18 protein-coding genes and 1 rRNA gene are annotated in these 21361 nt (G+C 73.3%); 15 read left to right on the top strand and 4 right to left on the bottom strand.

The window, feature by feature from the left end; all coding sequences use genetic code 11:
• Positions 1-82: 82 nt before the first annotated feature.
• The 3 genes from rrf (at position 83) to ACFIF2_RS29520 (ending at position 2270) form a co-directional block, all read left to right on the top strand.
• Positions 83-199 (top strand): 5S ribosomal RNA (gene rrf, locus ACFIF2_RS29530).
• 266 nt (positions 200-465) lie between these two features.
• Positions 466-1605: a hypothetical protein gene (locus ACFIF2_RS29525; RefSeq protein ID WP_395576287.1), complete on the top strand. Its 1140-nt coding sequence runs from the start codon at positions 466-468 to the stop codon at positions 1603-1605.
• Positions 1497-2270 (top strand): tetratricopeptide repeat protein, encoded by a 774-nt coding sequence (locus ACFIF2_RS29520; protein WP_395576299.1) that lies wholly within the window; start codon positions 1497-1499, stop codon positions 2268-2270. The genes ACFIF2_RS29525 and ACFIF2_RS29520 overlap by 109 nt, the downstream gene beginning before the upstream one ends.
• Positions 2271-2331: 61 nt before the next feature.
• On the opposite strand, the gene ACFIF2_RS29515 is transcribed toward ACFIF2_RS29520, so the two are convergent.
• Positions 2332-3624 (bottom strand): DUF1015 domain-containing protein, encoded by a 1293-nt coding sequence (locus ACFIF2_RS29515; protein WP_395576286.1) that lies wholly within the window; start codon positions 3622-3624, stop codon positions 2332-2334.
• Positions 3625-3696: 72 nt separating this feature from the next.
• Here ACFIF2_RS29515 and ACFIF2_RS29510 point away from each other — a divergent pair, with 72 nt between their 5' ends.
• The 4 genes from ACFIF2_RS29510 (at position 3697) to ACFIF2_RS29495 (ending at position 7996) form a co-directional block, all read left to right on the top strand.
• The gene (locus tag ACFIF2_RS29510) at positions 3697-4734 is read left to right on the top strand and encodes an HAD hydrolase-like protein (protein ID WP_395576285.1); all 1038 of its coding nucleotides are present in this window, start codon (positions 3697-3699) and stop codon (positions 4732-4734) included.
• Positions 4735-4959: 225 nt separating this feature from the next.
• Positions 4960-6006, top strand: a complete 1047-nt coding sequence (locus tag ACFIF2_RS29505; protein WP_395576284.1) for a FecCD family ABC transporter permease — start codon at positions 4960-4962, stop codon at positions 6004-6006.
• Positions 6007-6074: 68 nt separating this feature from the next.
• On the top strand, positions 6075-7112 hold the full coding sequence (locus ACFIF2_RS29500) for a FecCD family ABC transporter permease (RefSeq protein ID WP_395576298.1): 1038 nt from the start codon (positions 6075-6077) through the stop codon (positions 7110-7112).
• Positions 7109-7996 (top strand): ABC transporter ATP-binding protein, encoded by an 888-nt coding sequence (locus tag ACFIF2_RS29495; RefSeq protein ID WP_395576283.1) that lies wholly within the window; start codon positions 7109-7111, stop codon positions 7994-7996. Before ACFIF2_RS29500 ends, ACFIF2_RS29495 begins: the two co-directional genes overlap by 4 nt.
• A 29-nt stretch (positions 7997-8025) precedes the next feature.
• Here ACFIF2_RS29495 and ACFIF2_RS29490 read toward each other — a convergent pair whose 3' ends face one another.
• Positions 8026-8373, bottom strand: coding sequence for a sterol-binding protein (locus ACFIF2_RS29490; protein WP_395576282.1), 348 nt, complete (start codon positions 8371-8373; stop codon positions 8026-8028).
• A gap of 42 nt (positions 8374-8415) precedes the next feature.
• On the opposite strand from ACFIF2_RS29490, the gene ACFIF2_RS29485 reads away from it, so the two are divergent.
• From ACFIF2_RS29485 to ACFIF2_RS29460, 6 genes are all read left to right on the top strand, one after another.
• On the top strand, positions 8416-8694 hold the full coding sequence (locus ACFIF2_RS29485) for a hypothetical protein (RefSeq protein ID WP_395576281.1): 279 nt from the start codon (positions 8416-8418) through the stop codon (positions 8692-8694).
• A gap of 7 nt (positions 8695-8701) precedes the next feature.
• A complete protein-coding gene (locus ACFIF2_RS29480) occupies positions 8702-9517 on the top strand; it encodes a hemolysin (protein WP_395576280.1) in 816 nt (271 codons plus the stop codon).
• On the top strand, positions 9514-10419 hold the full coding sequence (locus ACFIF2_RS29475; RefSeq protein ID WP_395576279.1) for an NAD kinase: 906 nt from the start codon (positions 9514-9516) through the stop codon (positions 10417-10419). Before ACFIF2_RS29480 ends, ACFIF2_RS29475 begins: the two co-directional genes overlap by 4 nt.
• 315 nt (positions 10420-10734) lie before the next feature.
• Positions 10735-12477, top strand: coding sequence for a DNA repair protein RecN (gene recN / locus ACFIF2_RS29470; RefSeq protein ID WP_395576278.1), 1743 nt, complete (start codon positions 10735-10737; stop codon positions 12475-12477).
• A gap of 33 nt (positions 12478-12510) precedes the next feature.
• On the top strand, positions 12511-13272 hold the full coding sequence (locus ACFIF2_RS29465; protein WP_395576277.1) for a hypothetical protein: 762 nt from the start codon (positions 12511-12513) through the stop codon (positions 13270-13272).
• Between the two features lie 187 nt (positions 13273-13459).
• Positions 13460-14605, top strand: a complete 1146-nt coding sequence (locus ACFIF2_RS29460) for a glycosyltransferase family 4 protein (protein ID WP_395576276.1) — start codon at positions 13460-13462, stop codon at positions 14603-14605.
• A gap of 30 nt (positions 14606-14635) precedes the next feature.
• Here the strand turns inward: ACFIF2_RS29460 and ACFIF2_RS29455 are convergent, their stop codons facing one another.
• Positions 14636-16270, bottom strand: coding sequence for a PucR family transcriptional regulator (locus tag ACFIF2_RS29455; protein ID WP_395576275.1), 1635 nt, complete (start codon positions 16268-16270; stop codon positions 14636-14638).
• 241 nt (positions 16271-16511) lie between these two features.
• Entirely contained in the window at positions 16512-18314 is a 1803-nt protein-coding gene (locus ACFIF2_RS29450) for a glycoside hydrolase family 15 protein (protein WP_395576297.1), read from the bottom strand.
• A gap of 547 nt (positions 18315-18861) precedes the next feature.
• Here ACFIF2_RS29450 and ACFIF2_RS29445 point away from each other — a divergent pair.
• Together ACFIF2_RS29445 and ACFIF2_RS29440 are read left to right on the top strand one after the other, a co-directional pair.
• Positions 18862-20538 (top strand): CTP synthase, encoded by a 1677-nt coding sequence (locus tag ACFIF2_RS29445; RefSeq protein WP_395576296.1) that lies wholly within the window; start codon positions 18862-18864, stop codon positions 20536-20538.
• An 86-nt stretch (positions 20539-20624) separates the two neighbouring features.
• Positions 20625-21260, top strand: a complete 636-nt coding sequence (locus ACFIF2_RS29440) for an NUDIX domain-containing protein (protein ID WP_395576274.1) — start codon at positions 20625-20627, stop codon at positions 21258-21260.
• The last annotated feature ends 101 nt before the right edge of the window (positions 21261-21361 follow it).

The following is a 21361-nucleotide window of genomic DNA, read 5'->3' as shown; positions in this document are numbered from 1 at the left end:
AGTTCTGAGGCAACGACCGTTGCCGGATTTGAGTAGAACGCACAATTGAAGAGTGTGCTTGTTCGCTCGAAACCATTAGGGTTTCGGTGGTCATAGCGTAGGGGAAACGCCCGGTTACATTTCGAACCCGGAAGCTAAGCCTTACAGCGCCGATGGTACTGCAGGGGGGACCCTGTGGGAGAGTAGGACGCCGCCGAACAATCTTTGGGAAGGACCCCTGGTCCCCAGCGTTCAGCTGGGGACCAGGGGTCCTTTCGTTTTTCCAGGGCGCACCGGGTACCCGGCTGCGCGAGAATGACTTGCAGTACCGAAGACAGGAGTCACCGATGTCCCCCAACTCTCCCGACGACCGACCGGAGCGCGACCAGCGGCGACGGGACAGTGGTGACCGCGGCGACCGCAACGGTCAGCGCGGGGACCGCGGTGGTTTCCGCGGCGGCAATGACCGTGGAGGTGCGGGGCGTCGTGAGGGCGGCGACCGCGACCGGGGCGGCTTCCGTCGCGACGACCGTCGAGGTGATGACCGGGGTGGCCGGCCCGGTGGGTTCCGTGGGCGGGATGACCGGCGTGATGATCGGCGTGATGACCGGGGTGGGGAGCGTCCTCCGTTCCGGCGTGATGATCGTGATCGTGGGCCGCGTCGTGATGATCGTGATCGTGGTGGCGATCGTGGTGGGTTCCGTCGTGATGACCGGGGTGGGGACCGTCCGTCGTTCCGGCGTGATGACCAGGGGGACCGTGGTGAGCGTCCGGCGTTCCGTCGGGACGACCGTCGGGATGACCGGCGTGACGACCGTCGGGATGACCGGGGAGACCGGTCCGGTTTCCGTCGGGACGACCGCGGCGACCGCGGCGGCCGCCCCACGTACCGGCGGGATGACCGGCGTGACGATCGGCGTGATGACCGGGGTGGGGAGCGTCCTCCGTTCCGGCGTGATGATCGTGATCGTGGGCCGCGTCGTGATGATCGTGATCGTGGCGGGGACCGTGGTGGGTTCCGGCGTGATGACCGGGGTGGGGACCGTCCGTCCTTCCGGCGTGATGACCGGGGTGGGGACCGTCCGTCCTTCCGGCGTGATGACCGGGGTGGGGACCGTGGTGAGCGTCCGGCGTTCCGTCGGGACGACCGTGGGGACGACCGGCGTGACGACCGTCGGGACGACCGGGGAGACCGCTCCGGTTTCCGTCGGGACGACCGCGGCGACCGTGGTGACCGCCCCACGTACCGCCGGGATGAACGGCGTGATGACCGGGGTGGGGAGCGTCCTCCGTTCCGGCGTGACGACCGGGGTGACCGGGGTGGGTTCCGGCGGGACGACAGTCGTGGTGGGGACCGTGGCGGGTTCCGTGGCCGGGACGATCGTGGTGGGCGCGGTGGCCCTCGCCGTGATGACCGGGGTGGCCGGCCCGGTGGGTTCCGCGGGCGGGACGACCGGCAGGGCGGCGGAGGCCGTTTCCGTGAGGAGCGGGACCGTGACCGCGAGCCGATCAAGCGTCTGCCGATCCCGGACGAGGTCACGGGCGACGAGATCGACAAGGACGTACGGCAGGAGCTGCAGAGCCTGCCCAAGACGCTCGCTGAGGATGTCGCCAGGAACCTGGTGATGGTCGCCAGGCTGCTCGACGAGGACCCGGAGACGGCGTACGCCTACTCCAAGATCGCCCTGCGTCTGGCGTCCCGTGTCGCCGCCGTACGGGAGGCCGGCGGGTTCGCCGCGTACGCCAACCAGAAGTACAGCGAGGCCCTGGCCGAGTTCCGGGCCGCTCGGCGGATGACCGGGTCCGTCGAGCTGTGGCCGGTCATGGCCGACTGCGAACGCGGGCTCGGCCGGCCGGAGAAGGCGCTGGACATGGCCGGCGCTCCCGAGGTGCACAAGCTGGACAAGGCCGGTCAGGTCGAGATGCGGCTCGTGGCGGCCGGGGCCCGGCGGGACATGGGGCAGCTGGACGCGGCCATCGTGACGCTGCAGAGCCCCGAGCTGGCCTCCCACTCCGTACAGCCCTGGACCGCGCGACTGCGGTACGCCTACGCCGACGCGCTGCTGGCCGCCGGCCGGGAGCAGGAGGCGCGGGAGTGGTTCGCCAAGGCCGTCGAGTCCGACCGGGACGGGAGCACGGACGCCTCCGACCGGCTGGCCGAACTGGACGGTGTCGAGTTCATGGACGCCCTTGTCGAGGATGAGGGTGAGGGCGACGTGGTGAGCGCCGCCTCCGAGGTCGACGCCGAGGCCGAGGAGAAGGACAAGGACGCGGAGGGCGAGAAGGACTGACGTCCACGGCATGACGAAGGGGCGGGACCGGCGTACGGTTCCGCCCCTTCGTCGTGCCGTGTCACAGGTCCAGCGCGCGCAGCACCAGGCCCGAGGCCGGTTTCGGGCCGAAGGACGTCGACTTGCGCGGCATCGTGACGCCCTGTTGGGCCAGCTCGCGGACGACCTCCTCGCGGACGGGGTGCATCAGTACCGCCGTACCGCCGTCGCGTTCCGCCTTCTCGACGGTGGCCGCCGTGTCGTGGATGTAGGACACGTGGGCCGCTGAGTCGTCGGGGACGTGCCAGACGTGGGCCAGGAGCGTGGCGTGCAGGACCGTGGCGTCCAGCGTGCGCCAGGCTTCGGGGCGGTCGGTGGGGACCGTGCGGGCGAGCAGGCCGGGGTCCGGGCGGTCCACGAGGTGGAAGGCGCCGTCGCCGGCGAGGAGGAAGGCGTTGCCCGTGTCGGCCGCCTGCGCCAGGGCGTCCAGGGACCCGGCCAGGGCGCTGTCCAGGCGGCGGACGCGGAAGTGGCCGTCCAGGGCGGCCACGGCGTCGCTCACCGGGAGGCCGTGCAGCAGGCGGTGGATGGCGCGGACGCGGAGCGGGTAGCGGGCCGTGTCGACGAGGAGGACGAGGCCGTGGTCCCACGGGCCGGGCGACGGGTGCTCCGCGCGGAGCCTGCGGTAGGTGGCCCAGCGGTGGTGGCCGTCGGCGATGAGGGCCTGGTGTCCGGCCAGCTCGGACCGCACGCGGGCCAGCTCGTCGGGGTCGGTGACCGACCACAGGCGGTGGCAGAAGCCGTCCTCCGTGGTGGTCGACAGGAGCGGCGGCCGGCCGGCGGCGCGTTCCACGACGGTGGTCGTGGCCGCGGTGGGGCCGTTGCCTCGGTAGGTGAGGAGCAGGGGTTCGAGGTTGGCCCAGGTGGCCCGCATGAGTGCCGCGCGGTCGGCGACCACGTGGGGCATGACGTCCTCGTGCGGCAGCACGATGTGCTCCGAGGGGTCCGTCACGCGCAGGGCGCCGATGATGCCGCGTTGCAGCATGCCGTCACCGTCGCGCTGCTCGTAGACGTACAGGCCGGGGTCGGGGTCGGCGGTGAGGACGCCCTCCGACATCCAGCGGCGCAGGGTGCGGGCGGCCTGTTCGTTACGCGCCTCGGGCGTGGCGGCCTGGGGGAGGATCAGGCGGACGATGTTGTACGGGTCGGCGGACTCGAGGTGGTGCAGGCCGTCGGGGCGGACCACGACGTCGTAGGGCGGGGACGTCACGGCGGCCAGGCTGCCGACCCGGTCGGGGTCGTAGCGGAGGCCTCGGAACGGGGTGAGTTCCAGGCCCCGGCGCGCCGTTGCTTCCGGGTGACCTGCAGAGTTCATCCCGGCATCGTACGTGTGTCGGTGGCATGGGGGATGATCGGGGGAAAGACGTCGAACGAGGAGCGATGTGCGATGAGCCGGAGCGTCAGGACGAGGCCCGAGGGCAGTGGGCGGGGCCTGAGCGAGGCGTACGACACGGCGCTGCTCGACCTGGACGGGGTCGTGTACGCCGGGGGGAACGCGATCGCTCACGCGGTCGACTCGCTCGCCACCGCCCGCGCGGGCGGCATGCACCTGGCGTACGTCACGAACAACGCGCTGCGGACCCCCGACACGGTGGCCGCGCACCTCACCGAGCTGGGCATACCGACGGACGCCGACGACGTCATCACCTCGGCGCAGGCGGTGGCCCGGCTGATCGCCGAGCAGGTGCCGTCGGGCGCGCGGGTGCTGGTGATCGGCGGTGAGGGGCTGCGGGTCGCGCTGCGGGAGCGCGGGCTGGAGCCGGTGGAGTCGGCGGAGGACGATCCGGCGGCGGTGGTGCAGGGGTTCGGCGGGCCCGAGCTGCCGTGGGGGCGGTTCGCGGAGGCCTGTTACGCCATCGCGCGCGGCGTGCCGTGGTACGCCTCCAACACCGACCTGACGATTCCGGGCGCCCGGGGCATCGCGCCGGGCAACGGGGCGGCGGTGGAGGTCGTGCGGATCGCCACCGGGGCCGAGCCGCAGGTCGCGGGGAAGCCGTTGCCCCCCATGCACCGGGAGACGATCCTGCGCACCGGCGCGCGGCGGCCGTTGGTGGTCGGGGACCGGCTGGACACCGACATCGAGGGCGCGTTCAACGGCGAGGTCGACTCGCTGCTCGTGCTGACCGGCGTGACCGACGGCGCGCAGTTGCTGGCGGCGCCGCCGCGGCACCGGCCGACGTACGTCGACGCGGATCTGCGCGGGCTGCTCACCGGGCAGCCGGAGGTGACGGGCGTCGCGGACGGGAGCGGCGGCTTCCGTTGCGGGGGCTGGACGGCGACCGCGGGCGGGGAGCGGCTGGAGCTGGAAGGCGACGGGGTGGCGCTGGACGGACTGCGTGCGCTGTGCGCGGCGGCCTGGACGGCGGGAGGGGAGGCGGGGTGCGAGCTGGACTCCGGGAAGGCGTTGGCACGACTGGGGTTGTGAGTCCGCGTGGTGGGGTTGTGAGTCCGCGCATGGGGAAGGAGCGCGGTCACGGGTGAGCGCGAGCTCGTCCGCGGTGGAGCGGGAGCCCGAGCGGCGCCCCTCCGGGGGCCGTGACCGTTGTGGAGGCGCGTGCCCCTTGTGGTGGAGCGGGATCCTGGCCGCACGGGGTGCGGAGTTGCGTCCTCGGGATCGTGATCGATTGGCAGGGTAGGCTAACCTAACCGCGTGTTGGTCGACAGTCCCCCCGAACAGCGCGCGGAACCCGCGACCGCGCCACCTCCGAAGCGCCGTGTGCTGCGTGCCGTCGGACTGCCCGTATCCGCGGCGATGCTGGTGCTCATCGCGGTGGCGAGCATCGCGATCGGCGCCAAGGACCTCTCCCTCGCGCAGGTCTGGCACGGCCTGTTCCACGACTCGGGCACGTACGGCGACGTCGTGGTGAGCGAGCGGCTGTCGCGGACCGTGCTCGGTCTGCTGGCCGGCGCCGCGCTCGGCCTCGCCGGAGCCGTGCTCCAGGCGCTCACCCGCAACCCGCTGGCCGACCCCGGCCTGCTCGGCATCAACGCGGGCGCCTCCGCGGCGGTCGTCACGGCCATCACCTTCTTCGGCGTCACCTCGCTGACCGGGTACGTGTGGTTCGCCTTCGCCGGTGCCGCGGGGGTCGGCGCGCTGGTCTGGTTCCTGGGCGGCAGCAGGGGGGCCACGCCGGTGCGGCTGGTGCTGGCCGGTACGGCGATCAGCGCCGCGCTCTTCGGCTACCTCCAGGCCGTGATGATCATGGACGACGCCGCGCTGGGCCGGATGCGCTTCTGGACGGTCGGTTCGCTGTCCTCGGCGACCGACGAGACCATCATGGAGGTGCTGCCGTTCTTCGTGGTGGGCACCGTCCTCGCCCTCGCGCTGTCCCGGCCGCTCAACGCCATGGAGATGGGCGACGACACCGCCAAGGCCCTCGGCGCCAACCTGAACCGCACCCGGGCGCTGTCCATGCTCGCCGCGACCGTGCTGTGCGGGGCGGCGACCGCGGCCTGCGGGCCCATCGTGTTCGTCGGCCTGATGGTCCCGCACGTGGTCCGCTCGTTCACCGGGCCCGACATGCGCTGGATCCTGCCGTACGCGGCGATCCTGTCGCCCGTGCTGCTGCTCGGCGCGGACGTCCTCGGCCGGATCGTCGCGCGGCCCGCGGAACTCCAGGTCGGCATCGTCACCGCCGTCCTCGGCGGGCCGGTCTTCATCCATCTCGTACGACGGCGGAGGACGGCCCAGCTGTGAGGACCGGCAAGACCGCGAGGACCGGCAAGACCGCGAGGACCGGGGCGACCGTGAGGACCGGAACCACCGTGAAGACCAACCGTGCCGTGCGGAGCCCCGGCGGGCTCTCCTTCCGTCTGGACGTACGGGCCACCGTCGTCGTCGCCCTGCTGCTGCTCGTCGCGCTCGCCGCGAGCGTCGCGCTCATCGGCACCGGCGACTTCGAGATTCCGGCGGCCGACGTGCTCAGGACCCTGGCCGGCGAGGGCAACGCGAGCCAGGAATTCATCGTCAACGAACTGCGGCTGCCTCGCGTCCTGGTCGGACTGCTGGTCGGCGCCGCGCTCGGGCTGGGCGGGGCGCTCTTCCAGGCCATCTCGCGCAACCCGCTGGGCAGCCCGGACGTGCTCGGCCTCGGACAGGGCGCGACGGCCGGCGCCCTCACCATGATCGTGCTGTTCTCGGGGACCTCGGCCCAGGTCACCGTCGGCGCGCTGGTCGGCGGCCTGGTGACCGGCCTCGCCATCTACCTGCTCGCCTGGAAGCGGGGCGTGCACGGGTACCGGCTGGTCCTGGTCGGCATCGGCGTGTCCGCGATCGTCACGGCCGTCAACGGCTACCTGCTCACCCGGGCCGACATCGTCGACGCCTCCCGCGCCGTCGTGTGGATGACGGGCTCCCTCAACGGGCGCGACTGGGCGCACGTCTGGCCGCTGCTCGCCCTGTGCGCCGTCCTCGTCCCGCTGGTGCTCACCAACGGACGCGCGCTGCGGATGATGGAGATGGGCGACGACGTCTCGTACGCCCTCGGGGTGCGCGTCGAGCGCGTGCGGGCGCTGCTGATGGTGGCCGCCGTCCTGCTCACCGCCGCCGCCACCGCGGCCGCGGGGCCGGTCAGCTTCGTCGCCCTGACCGCGCCGCAGCTCGCCCGGCGCCTGACCCGCTCGCCGGGCCCCAACCTGCTGCCGTCCCTGTGCATGGGCGCCGCCCTGCTGGTCTCGGCCGACTGGATCTCCCAGCGGGCCTTCGGCGCCGACCAGCTGCCCGTGGGTGTCGTCACCGGCGTGCTCGGCGGCGTCTATCTGCTGTGGCTGCTGGTCACCGAGCGCAAGGCGGGCCGGATATGAGCGCCGGCGCCCAGGTCCGCAGCGGGCTGAACAACCAAAGGAGCAACGTGAACCGCCTGACCGCCGAGAACGTCACCCTCGCCTACGACCAGCGGGTCATCGCGGAGAAGCTGTCGGTGGAGATACCCGACAACTCCTTCACGGTGATCGTCGGCCCGAACGCGTGCGGCAAGTCCACCCTGCTGCGGGCGCTGTCGCGGATGCTGAAGCCCACCCAGGGCCGGGTGCTCCTCGACGGGTCGGTCATCCAGTCGATGCCCGCCAAGCAGGTCGCCCGCACCCTCGGCCTGCTGCCGCAGTCGTCCATCGCGCCCGACGGCATCACCGTCGGCGACCTCGTCGGCCGCGGCCGCTACCCGCACCAGGGCATCCTGCGCCAGTGGTCGACCGAGGACGAGCGGGTGGTCCAGGAGTCGATGGCGCAGACCGGCGTCCTGGAACTCGCCGACCGCTACGTCGACGAACTCTCCGGCGGCCAGCGCCAGCGCGTGTGGATCGCCATGGCGCTCGCCCAGCAGACCCCGCTGCTGCTCCTCGACGAGCCGACCACGTACCTCGACATCCAGCACCAGATCGACGTCCTCGACCTGTGCGCGGAACTCCACGAGGAGCAGGGCCGCACGCTCGTGGCCGTCCTGCACGACCTCAACCACGCCGCCCGGTACGCCACCCACCTCATCGCCCTGCGCGGCGGCGAGGTCATCGCCGAGGGCGCGCCGAAGGACATCGTCACGGCCGACCTGGTCGAGCGGGTCTTCGGGCTGCGCTGCCAGGTCATCGACGACCCGGAGACGGGCACGCCCCTGGTGGTGCCGGCCGCGCGCAAGGCACGGGACGCGGCGGGCGGCAAGCGGGAGAAGGCGGCGGCCTCGAAGGCTTCCTGAGGCGGGTTGCAGAGCACTTCCAGGGCGGGCTACAGAAGCTTTCTGAGGCGGAGCAGGTCGCGCAGGCCCGCCTCCAGCTTCACCCGGCCCGAGCCCCAGGCCTTGGCGAAATGCAGCTCGCCGTCGACCAGGGCCACCAGGTCGTCACCGGTCATCGCCAGCCTGATCTGCGCCTTCTCGCGCGGCGGCCCCTCAAGGGTCTCGCGTACGTCGATCCGGCCGTCCGCCATGCGCCCGGCGAAGGTGACGTCCAGGTCGGTGATGTGGCAGCTCACCGAGCGGTCCAGCTCGGCGGCCGACCGCACGTCCCCTTCGGCGCTGCCCATGGTGTCCGAAAGCTTCTCGAGTGCGGCGCGGCACTCCTCAGTCGTCGCCATCGGCACCGACGGTACCCCAGCGGTACGCGGTAGCGTCGGGGCATGAGCGACGCAGTACCGGAGCCGGAGCCGGACTCCCCGGGGACGGAGCAGGCGCACGAGCCCGCGGCCCCCGCGCCCCTGGACGTCCCCCGCCCTCCGACCGGCAACGCCGAGGTGGACGCCCGGCTGGCGCGGCTGGCCGACGCCGACCACCTGCCCACGGACGGACATGTCCAGGTGTACGAGGATGTACACCAGGGGCTGCGCGACGCGCTCACCGCGCTCGACGCCCGCCCGGGTCCTCCGGCGCCCCCACGGCCTCACGAACACAGGAGCTGAACCGAACGTGGCAGGAGTCGCACGCCGCCGTCTCGACGCGGAGCTGGTCCGCCGGAAGCTCGCGCGCTCGCGCGAGCACGCGAGCCAGCTGATCGCCGCCGGGCGGGTCCTGGTCGGCAAGACCGTCGCGACCAAGCCCGCCACGCAGGTGGAGACCGCCGCCGCGATCGTGGTGACCGCCGACGACAGCGACCCCGACTACGTCTCGCGCGGCGGCCACAAGCTGGCCGGCGCCCTCGCGGCCTTCGTGCCGCAGGGCCTCGTCGTCGAGGGCCGGCGGGCCCTGGACGCCGGCGCGTCCACCGGAGGCTTCACCGACGTACTGCTGCGCGCGGGTGCCGCGCACGTGGTCGCCGTCGACGTCGGCTACGGGCAGCTCGCCTGGTCGCTCCGGCAGGATGAACGCGTCACCGTCAAGGACCGTACGAATGTACGCGAGTTGACGCCGGAAGCGATCGACGGGGAGCCCGTGGACCTGGTCGTGGGGGATCTGTCCTTCATCCCGCTCGGACTGGTCCTGCCCGCGCTGGTGCGGTGCACCCGGCCGGACGCCGACCTGGTGATGATGGTGAAGCCGCAGTTCGAGGTCGGGAAGGAGCGGCTGGGCAGCGGGGGAGTGGTGCGCAGTGCGCAGCTGCGGTCCGAGGCCGTGACGGGGGTCGCCCGCCGGGCCTGGGACCTGGGGCTCGGCGTGAAGGGGGTCACGGCCAGTCCGCTGCCCGGTCCCTCCGGGAACGTCGAGTACTTTCTGTGGCTGCGGGCCGGGGCCGGTGAACTGGACCCGGCCGACGTTGACCGTGCAGTGGCGGAGGGGCCGCGTTGACACAGAACCGAGCTCGTACTGTTTTCCTGCTCGCCCACACCGGGCGTCCGGCGGCCATCCGCAGCGCGGAGCTCGTGGTCAAGGGACTGCTGCTGGCCGGCATCGGGGTGCGCGTCCTGGAGGCCGAGGCGCGCGACCTGCCGCTGCCGGCCGAGGTGGAGCTGGTCGGGGAGGCCACCCCGCAGTGCCTCGACGGCTGCGAGCTGCTGATCGTGCTGGGCGGTGACGGGACGCTGCTGCGCGGCGCCGAGTTCGCCCGCGCCTCCGGGGTGCCGATGCTCGGCGTCAACCTCGGCCGGGTCGGCTTCCTCGCGGAGGCCGAGCGCGACGACCTCGACAAGGTCGTCGACCGGGTGGTGAACCGGGCGTACGAGGTCGAGGAGCGGATGACGGTCGACGTCGTCGTGCACCGCAACGGCGACATCGTGCACACCGACTGGGCGCTGAACGAGGCGGCCGTGCAGAAGGCCGGTGCCGAGAAGCTGCTGGAAGTCGTGCTGGAGATCGACGGACGGCCGGTGACGGGCTTCGGCTGCGACGGCATCGTGCTGTCGACGCCGACCGGGTCGACGGCGTACGCCTTCTCGGCCGGCGGGCCGGTGGTGTGGCCCGAGGTGGAGGCGCTGCTGATGGTGCCGATCAGCGCGCACGCGCTGTTCGCCAAGCCGCTGGTGACCTCGCCGGACTCGGTGCTCGCGGTGGAGGTGCTGCCCCACATCCCGCCGGGTGTCCTGTGGTGCGACGGGCGGCGGACCGTGGAGCTGCCGCCGGGGGCGCGGGTGGAGGTCCGGCGGGGGGCGGTGCCGGTGCGGCTGGCCCGGTTGCATCACGCGTCGTTCACGGACCGGCTGGTGGCGAAGTTCGCGTTGCCGGTGTCCGGGTGGCGCGGGGCGCCGCACTAGGGCCTGTCTGACAATTCGCGTCGTCGCCCGGAGGGCGGCCTCGCGGCGTCAGGTGCGTGCTCTCGGCGTGCCGGGCGTAGAGCCTCGTACTGGATGTACTCGGCTCTGCGCCCGGTGCGGCGAGAGTGCGTGCATGGCGTCGCGAGGCAGGCGGGAATTGTCAGACAGGCCCTAGCGGACTCGAAGGGGTGGTTCCGTACGTCGCGGGGGGCGGGCGTGTTGTGGCTGGTCGCGCAGTTCCCCGCGCTCCTGGCGGCGTGCACCGCCCCGGCGTGACATGGGTGGCCTGTGTGCGCTTCCCGCCTTTCACCTCGTATGGTCGTGTCCGTGCTTGAGGAGATGCGGATACGGTCGCTCGGAGTCATCGACGACGCCGTTGTCGAGCTGTCGCCCGGGTTCACCGCGGTCACCGGTGAGACGGGTGCCGGCAAGACCATGGTGGTCACCAGCCTGGGGCTGCTGCTGGGCGGACGCGCGGACGCGGCGCTGGTGCGGATCGGGGCGAAGAACGCGGTCGTCGAGGGGCGGATCGCCGTACCCCCGGACGCCGCGGTCGCCGTCCGGGCCGAGGAGGCCGGGGCCGAGCTGGACGACGGGGCGCTGCTGATCAGCCGTACCGTCTCCGCCGAGGGCCGCTCGCGCGCGCACCTGGGCGGGCGCTCGGTGCCCGTGGGGATGCTCGCCGAGCTGGCCGACGAGCTGGTGGCCGTGCACGGGCAGACCGACCAGCAGGGGCTGCTCAAACTGACCCGGCAGCGGCAGGCGCTGGACCGGTACGCGGGTGACGCGGTCGCCGTACCGCTCACCAAGTACGCGGAGGCCCACCGGCGGCTGCGGGCCGTCGTCCGCGAGCTGGAGGAGATCACCACGCGCGCGCGTGAGCGCGCCCAGGAGGCCGACCTGCTGCGCTACGGCCTCGACGAGGTGGCGGCCGTCGAGCCGCGCGCCGGCGAGGACGTGGAACTGGCGGAGGAGGCGGAGCGGCTGGGGCACGCCGAGGCGCTCGCGTCGGCCGCCACCGCCGCGCACGCCGCGCTGGCCGGCAACCCGGAGGACCCCGAGGGCGTCGACGCGTCCACGCTCGTGGCGGGCGCCCAGCGGGCCCTGGACGCCGTACGGTCGCACGACCCGGCGCTGGCGGCGCTCGCCGAGCGGATCGGCGAGGTCGGGATCCTGCTGCGGGACGTGGCCGGGGAGCTGGCCGGGTACGCCGACGACCTGGACGCCGACCCGCTGCGGCTGGCGGCGGTCGAGGAGCGGCGGGCCGCGCTCACCGCGCTCACCCGGAAGTACGGCGAGGACGTCGCCGCCGTGCTGACCTGGGCCGAGCAGAGCGCCGCGCGGCTGACCGAGCTGGACGGCGACGACGAGCGGATCGGCGAACTGACCGCCGAACGCGACGCGCTCCGGGCGGAGCTGGGCGGGCTGGCGCAGGCGCTGACGGACGCGCGGACGGAGGCCGCCGAGCGGTTCGCCGCCGCGGTGACCGCCGAGCTGGCGTCGCTCGCCATGCCCCACGCGCGCGTGTCGTTCGCGATCCGGCAGACCGAGGACCCCGAGGGCGTGGAGGTCGACGGGCGTACGGTCGCGTACGGGCCGTCGGGCGTCGACGAGGTCGAGCTGCTGCTCGCCCCGCACCCGGGAGCGCCGGCGCGGCCGATCGCCAAGGGGGCGTCCGGCGGTGAGCTGTCGCGCGTGATGCTGGCGGTGGAGGTCGTTTTCGCGGGCACCGACCCGGTGCCGACGTACCTCTTCGACGAGGTCGACGCCGGTGTCGGCGGCAAGGCGGCGGTGGAGATCGGGCGGCGTCTGGCGCGGCTCGCGAAGAGCGCGCAGGTCGTGGTCGTCACGCACCTGCCGCAGGTGGCCGCGTTCGCCGACCGGCAGCTGCTGGTGGAGAAGACGAACGACGGGTCGGTGACCCGGTCCGGGGTGAAGGTCCTGGAGGGAGAGGAGCGGATCCGGGAGCTGTCCCGGATGCTGGCCGGCCAGGAGGACTCCGAGACCGCCCGGGCGCACGCGGAGGAACTCCTGGAGACGGCCCGCGCGGACGCGTAGGGGCACGGTCCGCCGCGCCCGTAGGGTGTCCGGATGATCAACCGCATCCGTCGGACCGGCGCCTCCCTCGCCCTCGCCGCCGCCCTCGCGCGCACCGGACTGGGCGCGCTGCGTGCCGCGGCGCCGGGCGGCCGGGAAAGGTGGGAGCGCGTCAACCACGCCGGATGGACCGTGGACCTGTACGCGGGGCCCGCCGCCGGCGTGGCGGCGGCCGTGGGGGCCGCCCGGGTGCGCCCCGCCGCGGGGTTCGCCGTGCTCGCGGCCGGGGTCTGCGGTGCCTACGACGACGTCGCGGGCGCCGGGGACGCCCGCAGCGGCTTCCGGGCGCATCTGGCCGCGCTGCGGGACGGCGAGGTCACCAGCGGGGCGGTGAAGCTGCTCGGGATCTCCGCGGCCGGGCTCGCCGCGGGCGCGGCGATGAGGGAACGGCCGCTGGACAAGGTGCTCGCGGGCGTCGTCGTCGCCGGGGCCGCGCACTTCGTGAACCTCGTGGACGTACGGCCCGGACGGGCCGGTGCGGTGGTCCTCGCGCTCGGGGCGCCCGGGCTGCTGCGCGGCGGGCCCGGCGCGGACACGGCGGCCGCCGCCATGGGGGCGGCCGCGGCCGTACTGCCCGACGACGCCGCCGGGCGCACGATGCTCGGCGACACGGGAGCACACGCGCTGGGAGCGGCCCTCGGGGTCGCGGTGGCCGCCGGGACCGGCCGGGCGGCGCTCGCCGCGCACGCCGTCGCGCTCGTGGCCGCCGCGGCGTGCGGAGAGAGGGTGAGCGAGGCCGCGCGCTCACTCGTGTGAGTGAATCGGCTCCACCTCGTTGCCCCGGAGGCCGCCCGCCCGCGACTGCCGTCGTTCCCGGAACACCCGTACGGCCTGGCATCCTTGACGGAGTAACGCGCGGGAAACCGCGCGACGCCCCCTCTCCCCACCATCCTTCTGTACGTTCTTCGTGACCGTCCCCCGCCGAACCAGGAGCCCCGGCCACGTGACCCCCGTGAGCAGCCACTCACCGCACGGCCAGTCGCCGCTGCGCACCGTGCAGGTGCTGGGCGGCGGCAACGCCGGCAGCAGCACGCACGTGCGGTCCCTGGCCGCGGGGCTCGTCGCACGGGGCGTGAAAGTGACGGTGTGCGCCCCCGCCGATGCGGAACGCATCTACGACTTCACCGGCGCCGGGGCCGACCACGTGCACGTGCCCCGCAGCAGCGACCCGGTCTCCGTGGCTGCGCTGCGCGCGGTGTGCGCGGACGCCGACCTGGTGCACGCGCACGGGCTGCACGCCTCCTTCCGTGCCGCGCTGGCCCTCGGCGGGCGGCGGGTCCGCACCCCCTTCGTCGTCACCTACCACGACCGGGCCCACGCCGAGGGCGCCCGCGCCCACCTGCTGCGCGTGCTGGAGCGGCGGGTGATGAGGGCCGCCACCGTGGTGCTCGGCGCCACCTCCGACCTGGTCGACAGGGCGCGGGGAACGGGCGCGCGGGACGCCCGGCTCGGCCCCGTCGCCCTCCCCGCCCGAGCGGCCCGGGCGGACGAGCCCGACGACCCCGACCGGCGGCGCCCCAAGCTCCGGGCCGAACTCGGCGCCATCGGCCGCCCGTTGCTGGTCGCGGTCGGTTCCCTGGAGCGGCACCGGGGGTACGACGTCCTGCTCGACGCGGCCCGTGTCTGGCGCCGGCTGGACCCGGTGCCGCTGGTCGTCATCGCCGGGGAGGGCCCCCTGCGCGCGGAGTTGCAGCGGCGGATCGAGGACGAGGGGCTGCCCGTGGTGCTCGTCGGCAGCCGCGACGACGTGCCCGACCTGCTGGCGGCGGCCGACCTCGCCGTGCTGCCGAGCCGCCGGGAGGCGCGTTCCGTCCTCGCCCAGGAGGCCCTCCACGCGCGCGTGCCGCTCGTCGCGAGCGACGTGGGAGGCGTCCCCGAACTCGTCGGCGACGCCGCCGAACTCGTCCCGGACGGCAACGCGCACGCGCTCGCCGACGCCGTCGTACGGCTGCTCGCCGACCCCGCGCGGTGCGAGGAGCTGAAGGACGAGGGCGTACGGCAGGCCGCCACCTGGCCGACCGAGGACGAGACCGTCGCCCAGGTCCTCAGCGTGTACGACGAGTTGACGCGGCCGACGCCCCTGCTCTAGGCGTGTGCCGGCCGGTTCGGGGCGCTGCCGCTAGGGCACGTGCCGGCGGGCGCGCAGGGCCAGGCTCAGCGCCAGCACGGTCTGCGGGTCGTCGAGGTCCGTGCCCAGCAGCTCCCCGATCCGGGCCAGCCGGTTGTAGAGCGTCTGCCGGTTGAGATGCAGCTCGCGTGCCGTCTCCGCCTTGCGGCCGGCGTGCGCCAGATACGTCTGGAGGGTGGGCAGCAGCGGCGGCTTGGAGCGGTTGTCGTGATCGCGCAGGGGGCCGATCGCCCGGTCCACGAAGGCCGCGAGGTCCGGATGCTCGCGCAGCCGCCACAGCAGCAGGTCGATGTCCAGGCGCCGGGCGTCGTACCAGGGCCGGTCGGTGAGCCCCTGGGCCGCGGCGGCCGTCTCCGCCGCGTGCCGCAGACCCGCCGACGCCCCCGCCCAGCCACCGGCCACCCCGACGACCACGACGGGCGGCCGCGCTCCCGGCGGCTGCATCCCGGCCCGCTCCACGCCCGCCCGCAACGCCGCCGCGACCCGGTCCGCGACCGCCGCCCGCTCCGACTCCGAACGCAGGCCCAGCAGGAGCGGGACCCGGCCCTCCACGGGACGTACGCCCAGCAGGACCGGCACCCCGACCGACGCCAGCTCCTCGGCGACCGCGCGCGCGAGCACCGCCCAGCCGCCGCCCGCGGGGGAGAGGGCGTCGTCCAGGCGCATCACCACCGGGAGCAGCGGGCCGGTGCCCGGCTTGAAGCCCAGCACGCGGGCCTGCGCCGGGGCGGCGTCCGCGGTGATCCGGCCCTCGGCGAGGTCGGTGAGGAAGTCGCCGCGCCCGCGCGCGGCCAGCTCCTCCTCCTGGCGCGCCTGCATCAGCACGACGGCGAGGATCCCGGCCGCCCGCTCCGCCGCCATCCGGTGCACCGGCGCCAGGGGGGACCGTACGGGCAGCAGGACGAGCCGCGCCCGCACCGAGCCGGTGCCGGGCCCGCCGCCGGGCACGTCCACCAGGACGGAACCCGCCGGGGGCGGGGCGTCCTTGTGCGGGCCGCGCAGCCCCTCCCACACCTGGAGCGCGTCGGCGCCCTCGGGGCCGGAGCCGGCGGCGTACAGCAGGCGGCCGTCGGTGGTCTCCAGGAAGACCGGGTTGTCGCCGAAGCCGGCCAGGATGCCGAGCACCTGCGGGACGCCGCCGCCGCCGAGCAGGGCCTCGGTGCAGCGGCGGTGGACCTCCTCGGCGCGCTGGAGCAGGGCGTAGTGGCCGTTGACGATCTCGGTGTGGATCTCCTCGGTGACCGTCACGAACGGCACCTCGCGGTGCAGCTGGACCAGCGGGAGGCCGGCGGCGCGGGCGGTGTCCACGAGAGCCGCGGGGAGCCTCGCGAAGCGCGGGCCCAGTTCCATGACGAGGGCCGCGATGCCGCGGTCGGCGAGGGTGCGGACGAAGGCGCGCTGTTCGGCGGGGCGGGTGCCGAGGCCGTAGCCGGTGGTGAGGAGGAGTTCGCCGCCCTTGAGGAGGGAGGCGATGTTGGGGACCTCGCCGGCGTGCACCCAGCGCACGGTGCGGTGCAGGCGGTCGGCGCCGGCGAGGATCTCCGGGAGGCCGCTGCGGAGGCCGGGGAGTTCCAGGGCGCGCTGCACGGTGATCCCCGTGGGCGGGGGTGCGCTGGGGGTGTTCATGCGGCGGACGGTACCTGGGGTGGGGGCGGCGGGGGGGCGTGGGGGTGCCGGGCCGGTGGTTGCGGGGTGCCCGGCGTGGGGGTGGAGCGGGGGTGGGTGTCGCGGCCCGGCGTGGCGGGGTGCCGCCGCGCCCACCCGTGCCGACCTGGGGGCACCTCCCAGGCCGTTCAGGCACTGGGGGAGGCACGACTGCCCGCGGCCATGGGCGGCGGCAGGGAGCGGAGGCCCCCTGCCGCTGGTGTCAGCCTCCGTACGCGCCGCTCGCCGTGAGGCGCAGGGCCGTGTCGATCAGGGGGACGTGGCTGAAGGCCTGGGGGAAGTTGCCGACCTGGCGCTGGAGGCGGGGGTCCCATTCCTCGGCCAGGAGGCCCAGGTCGTTGCGCAGGGCGAGGAGCTTCTCGAAGAGCTTGCGGGCCTCGTCCACGCGGCCGATCATCGCCAGGTCGTCGGCCATCCAGAACGAGCAGGCCAGGAAGGCGCCCTCGTCGCCGGGGAGGCCGTCCACTCCCTCGTCGCCGCCCTCGGTCGGGTAGCGCAGGATGAAGCCGTCCGACGTGGACAGCTCCCGCTGGATGGCCTCGATGGTGCCGATCACCCGCTTGTCGTCCGGCGGCAGGAAGCCCATCTGCGGGATCAGCAGCAGGGAGGCGTCCAGCTCCTGGGAGCCGTAGGACTGGGTGAAGGTGTTGCGTTCCTTGTCGTAGCCCTTCTCGCACACGTCCCGGTGGATGTCGTCGCGCAGCTGCTTCCAGCGCTCCAGCGGGCCGTCGGCGTCGCCGGACTCGATCAGCTTGATGGTGCGGTCGACGGCGACCCAGGCCATCACCTTGGAGTGCACGAAGTGGCGGCGCGGACCGCGCACCTCCCAGATGCCCTCGTCCGGCTCCTGCCAGTGGTCCTCCAGGTAGCGGATCAGCTTGAGCTGGAGCACCGAGGCGTAGTCGTTGCGGGACAGGCCCGTCATGTGGGCCAGGTGCAGGGCCTCGGTGACCTCGCCGTACACGTCCAGCTGGAGCTGGTGGGCGGCGCCGTTGCCGACCCGGACCGGCCCGGAGTTCTCGTAGCCGGGCAGCCAGTCCAGCTCCGCCTCGCCCAGCTCGCGCTCGCCGGCGATGCCGTACATGATCTGCAGGTTCTCCGGGTCGCCGGCGACCGCGCGCAGCAGCCACTCCCGCCAGGCGCGGGCCTCCTCGCGGTAGCCGGTGCGCAGCAGCGAGGAGAGGGTGATCGCCGCGTCGCGCAGCCAGGTGTAGCGGTAGTCCCAGTTGCGGACGCCGCCGATCTCCTCCGGCAGGGAGGTGGTGGGCGCGGCGACGATGCCGCCGGTGGGGGCGTAGGTGAGGGCCTTGAGCGTGATCAGGGAGCGGACCACGGCCTCGCGGTAGGGCCCGTGGTACGTACAGTGCTCGACCCACTCGCGCCAGAAGTCCTCCGTCGCCTCCAGGGACTGCTCCGGCTCCGGCAGCGCGGGTGCCCCCTTGTGCGAGGGCTCCCAGGAGATGGTGAAGGCGATCCGGTCACCCGGCGCGACCGTGAAGTCCGCGTACGTGGTCAGCGCCTTGCCGTAGGTCTCGACCTCGGTGTCGAACCACACGGAGTCGGGGCCCGCGACGGCCACCGTCCGGCCGTCCTGCTTGTGCACCCACGGGACCACCCGGCCGTAGCTGAAACGCATCCGCAGCTCCGAGCGCATCGGCACCCGGCCGGAGACGCCCTCCACGATCCGGATCACCTGCGGCGCGCCGTCGCGCGGCGGCATGAAATCGGTCACCCGGACCGTGCCGCGCGGGGTGTCCCACTCGGACTCCAGGATCAGCGAGTCGCCGCGGTAGCTCCGCCGGGCGGCGTTCGGCGGCTCGGCGCCGGGGGCGAAGGCCGGACCGAGCCGCCAGAAGCCGTGTTCCTCGGTGCCCAGCAGACCGGCGAAGATGGCGTGCGAGTCGAAGCGGGGCAGGCACAGCCAGTCGACTGTGCCGTCCCGGCAGACCAGGGCAGCGGTCTGCATGTCTCCGATGAGTGCGTAGTCTTCGATGCGCCCGGCCACGTGCAACTCCAGTCGAACGGCCACGTCACCCCGCGTGGGGGCGGTCGCTAGTGCGGTCAAGGGGGGTTTGTCATGCGTCGTTGAGCCATGAAGCAAAGCAGCCGTCCGGCCGTGAAGCCAAACGCTGTGCCGCAAACGACAATTGTTGCTCAACGAATCGCTGCTCAACGAACTGACGAGCTCTCGTGGTTCCGGTTCTGACGGGCGAGGGGTGGTGCCGTGTCGCCGGGCGGGCTCGGCAGCGAACGTCCGAGCAGGATACGACGCACGTAGATGATCTGTGTGCCGCTCCGGACAACGCGGATCCGCCGAACGGGTGAGCACCCGGTGAGGAAACGGTGAGCCGCGCGCCTGGGTGACCGGGCGTGCGCGGAGGGTGGCCGGAAGCCATCGCCCCGAGGCGCTGATACGCTGGTAGCCCGTGGACCGGTGGGAGAAAAACCCCGGAACCGCAGCGACGGCGCCGCCGACGACGACCCGGGACCACCGGGTGGCACGACGAGCGCACCGCACCCCAGATCGCGACCACGGGAGCCCCCTCTTGGCCATGCCGCCCGCCGTTTTTCGAAACAGCACAGCCTCGACGACCAAGCACATCTTCGTCACCGGGGGTGTCGCCTCCTCGCTCGGCAAGGGGCTGACCGCCTCCAGCCTCGGCATGCTGCTCAAGGCACGGGGTCTGCGCGTCGTGATGCAGAAGCTCGACCCGTACCTCAATGTCGACCCTGGCACGATGAACCCCTTCCAGCACGGTGAGGTGTTCGTCACCAACGACGGTGCCGAGACCGACCTGGACATCGGACACTACGAGCGCTTCCTCGACCGTGACTTGGACGGCTCCGCCAATGTCACTACAGGCCAGGTGTACTCGACGGTGATCGCCAAGGAGCGGCGCGGCGAGTACCTGGGCGACACCGTGCAGGTCATCCCGCACATCACCAACGAGATCAAGCACCGCATCCGCCGTATGGCGACGGACGAGGTCGACGTCGTGATCACCGAGGTCGGCGGCACGGTCGGCGACATCGAGTCGCTGCCGTTCCTGGAGACCGTCCGCCAGGTGCGGCACGAGGTGGGCCGGGACAACGTCTTCGTCGTCCACATCTCGCTCCTGCCGTACATCGGCCCCTCGGGTGAGCTGAAGACCAAGCCGACCCAGCACAGCGTGGCCGCGCTGCGCAACATCGGTATCCAGCCGGACGCGATCGTGCTGCGCTGCGACCGCGAGGTGCCGACCGCGATCAAGCGCAAGATCTCCCTGATGTGCGACGTCGACGAGGCCGCCGTGGTGGCCTGCCCCGACGCCCGCTCGATCTACGACATCCCGAAGGTCGTGCACACCGAGGGCCTGGACGCCTACGTCGTGCGCAAGCTGGACCTGCCGTTCCGCGACGTGGACTGGACGACCTGGGACGACCTGCTCGACCGGGTCCACAACCCCGACCACGAGATCGTCATGGCCCTGGTCGGCAAGTACATCGACCTGCCCGACGCCTACCTGTCGGTCACCGAGGCGCTGCGCGCGGGCGGCTTCGCCAACAAGGCCCGCGTGAAGATCAAGTGGGTCACGTCCGACGACTGCAAGACCCCGGCCGGCGCCAAGGCGCAGCTCGGCGACGTCGACGCGATCTGCATCCCCGGCGGCTTCGGCGACCGCGGCGTGCTCGGCAAGGTCGGCGCGATCAAGTACGCCCGCGAGAACAAGATCCCGCTGCTGGGCCTGTGCCTGGGCCTGCAGTGCATCGTGGTCGAGGCCGCGCGCAACCTGGCCGGCATCACCGACGCCAACTCCACCGAGTTCGACCCGGCCACCTCCCACCCGGTCATCTCGACCATGGCCGAGCAGCTGGACATCGTGGCCGGCGAGGGCGACATGGGCGGCACCATGCGGCTCGGCATGTACCCGGCCAAGCTGGCCGAGGACTCCATCGTCCGCGAGGTCTACGACGGCAAGGAGTACGTCGAGGAGCGGCACCGCCACCGCTACGAGGTGAACAACGCCTACCGCGCGGAGCTGGAGAAGAAGGCCGGGATCGTCTTCTCGGGCACCTCCCCGGACGGCAAGCTCGTCGAGTACGTCGAGTATCCGCGTGACGTCCACCCCTACCTGGTCGCCACGCAGGCGCACCCGGAGCTGCGCTCGCGTCCGACCCGCCCGCACCCGCTGTTCGCCGGGCTGGTCAAGGCCGCGGTCGAGCGGAAGACGGGGAAGACGTCGAAGTAGCACACCGGTTGTACGGTGGCCGGGGCACGCGCATTCAAACGCGCGGGCCCCGGCTTTTCGCGTACGTCTGAAAGGGCAGGTCTGGCATGACGGGCAGCACCATCAAGGACATCGCCGAGGAGTGGGAGGTGCGGGGCACCGCGACCCCCTTCCAGGGCAAGAAGACCTCCGTCCGCACGGACGACGTGGTGATGCCCAACGGCACCGTGGTGACCCGCGACTACCAGGTCCACCCCGGCTCCGTGGCCGTGCTGGCCCTGGACGACGAGGGCCGGGTCCTGGTCATCCGGCAGTACCGGCACCCCGTGCGCGAGAAGCTGTGGGAGATCCCGGCCGGCCTGCTCGACGTCCCCGGTGAGAACCCGCTGCACGCCGCCCAGCGCGAGCTGTACGAGGAGGCGCACGTCAAGGCCGAGGACTGGCGGGTGCTGACCGACGTCTACACCACCCCCGGCGGCTGCGACGAGGCCGTACGGATCTTCCTCGCGCGGAACCTGTCGGAGGCCGAGGGGGAGCGCTTCGCGGTCGAGGACGAAGAGGCCGACATGGAGCTGGCGCGGGTCCCCGTCGGGGACCTGGTGCGGGGCGTGCTCGCGGGTGACCTGCACAACAACTGCCTGGTGGTGGGGGTGCTCTCGCTGGTCGCGGCGGAGCGGGGCGACGGGCTCGACGCCCTGCGCCCGGCGGAGGCCCCCTGGCCGGCGCGCCCGTTCGAGGCCTGAGCACGCCGGGCGGCCCAGCCCACGGAGGGACCCGGGAGCGCCCGGTGGCCCGCGGAGGGACCCGAGAGCCCCCGGTGGCTCGTGGAGCGCTCCGGTGTGAC

The organism is Streptomyces sp. BK79 (genome assembly GCF_044142145.1).
GTDB lineage: Bacteria > Actinomycetota > Actinomycetes > Streptomycetales > Streptomycetaceae > Streptomyces.
This window is presented reverse-complemented; position numbering and strand designations above follow the sequence as displayed.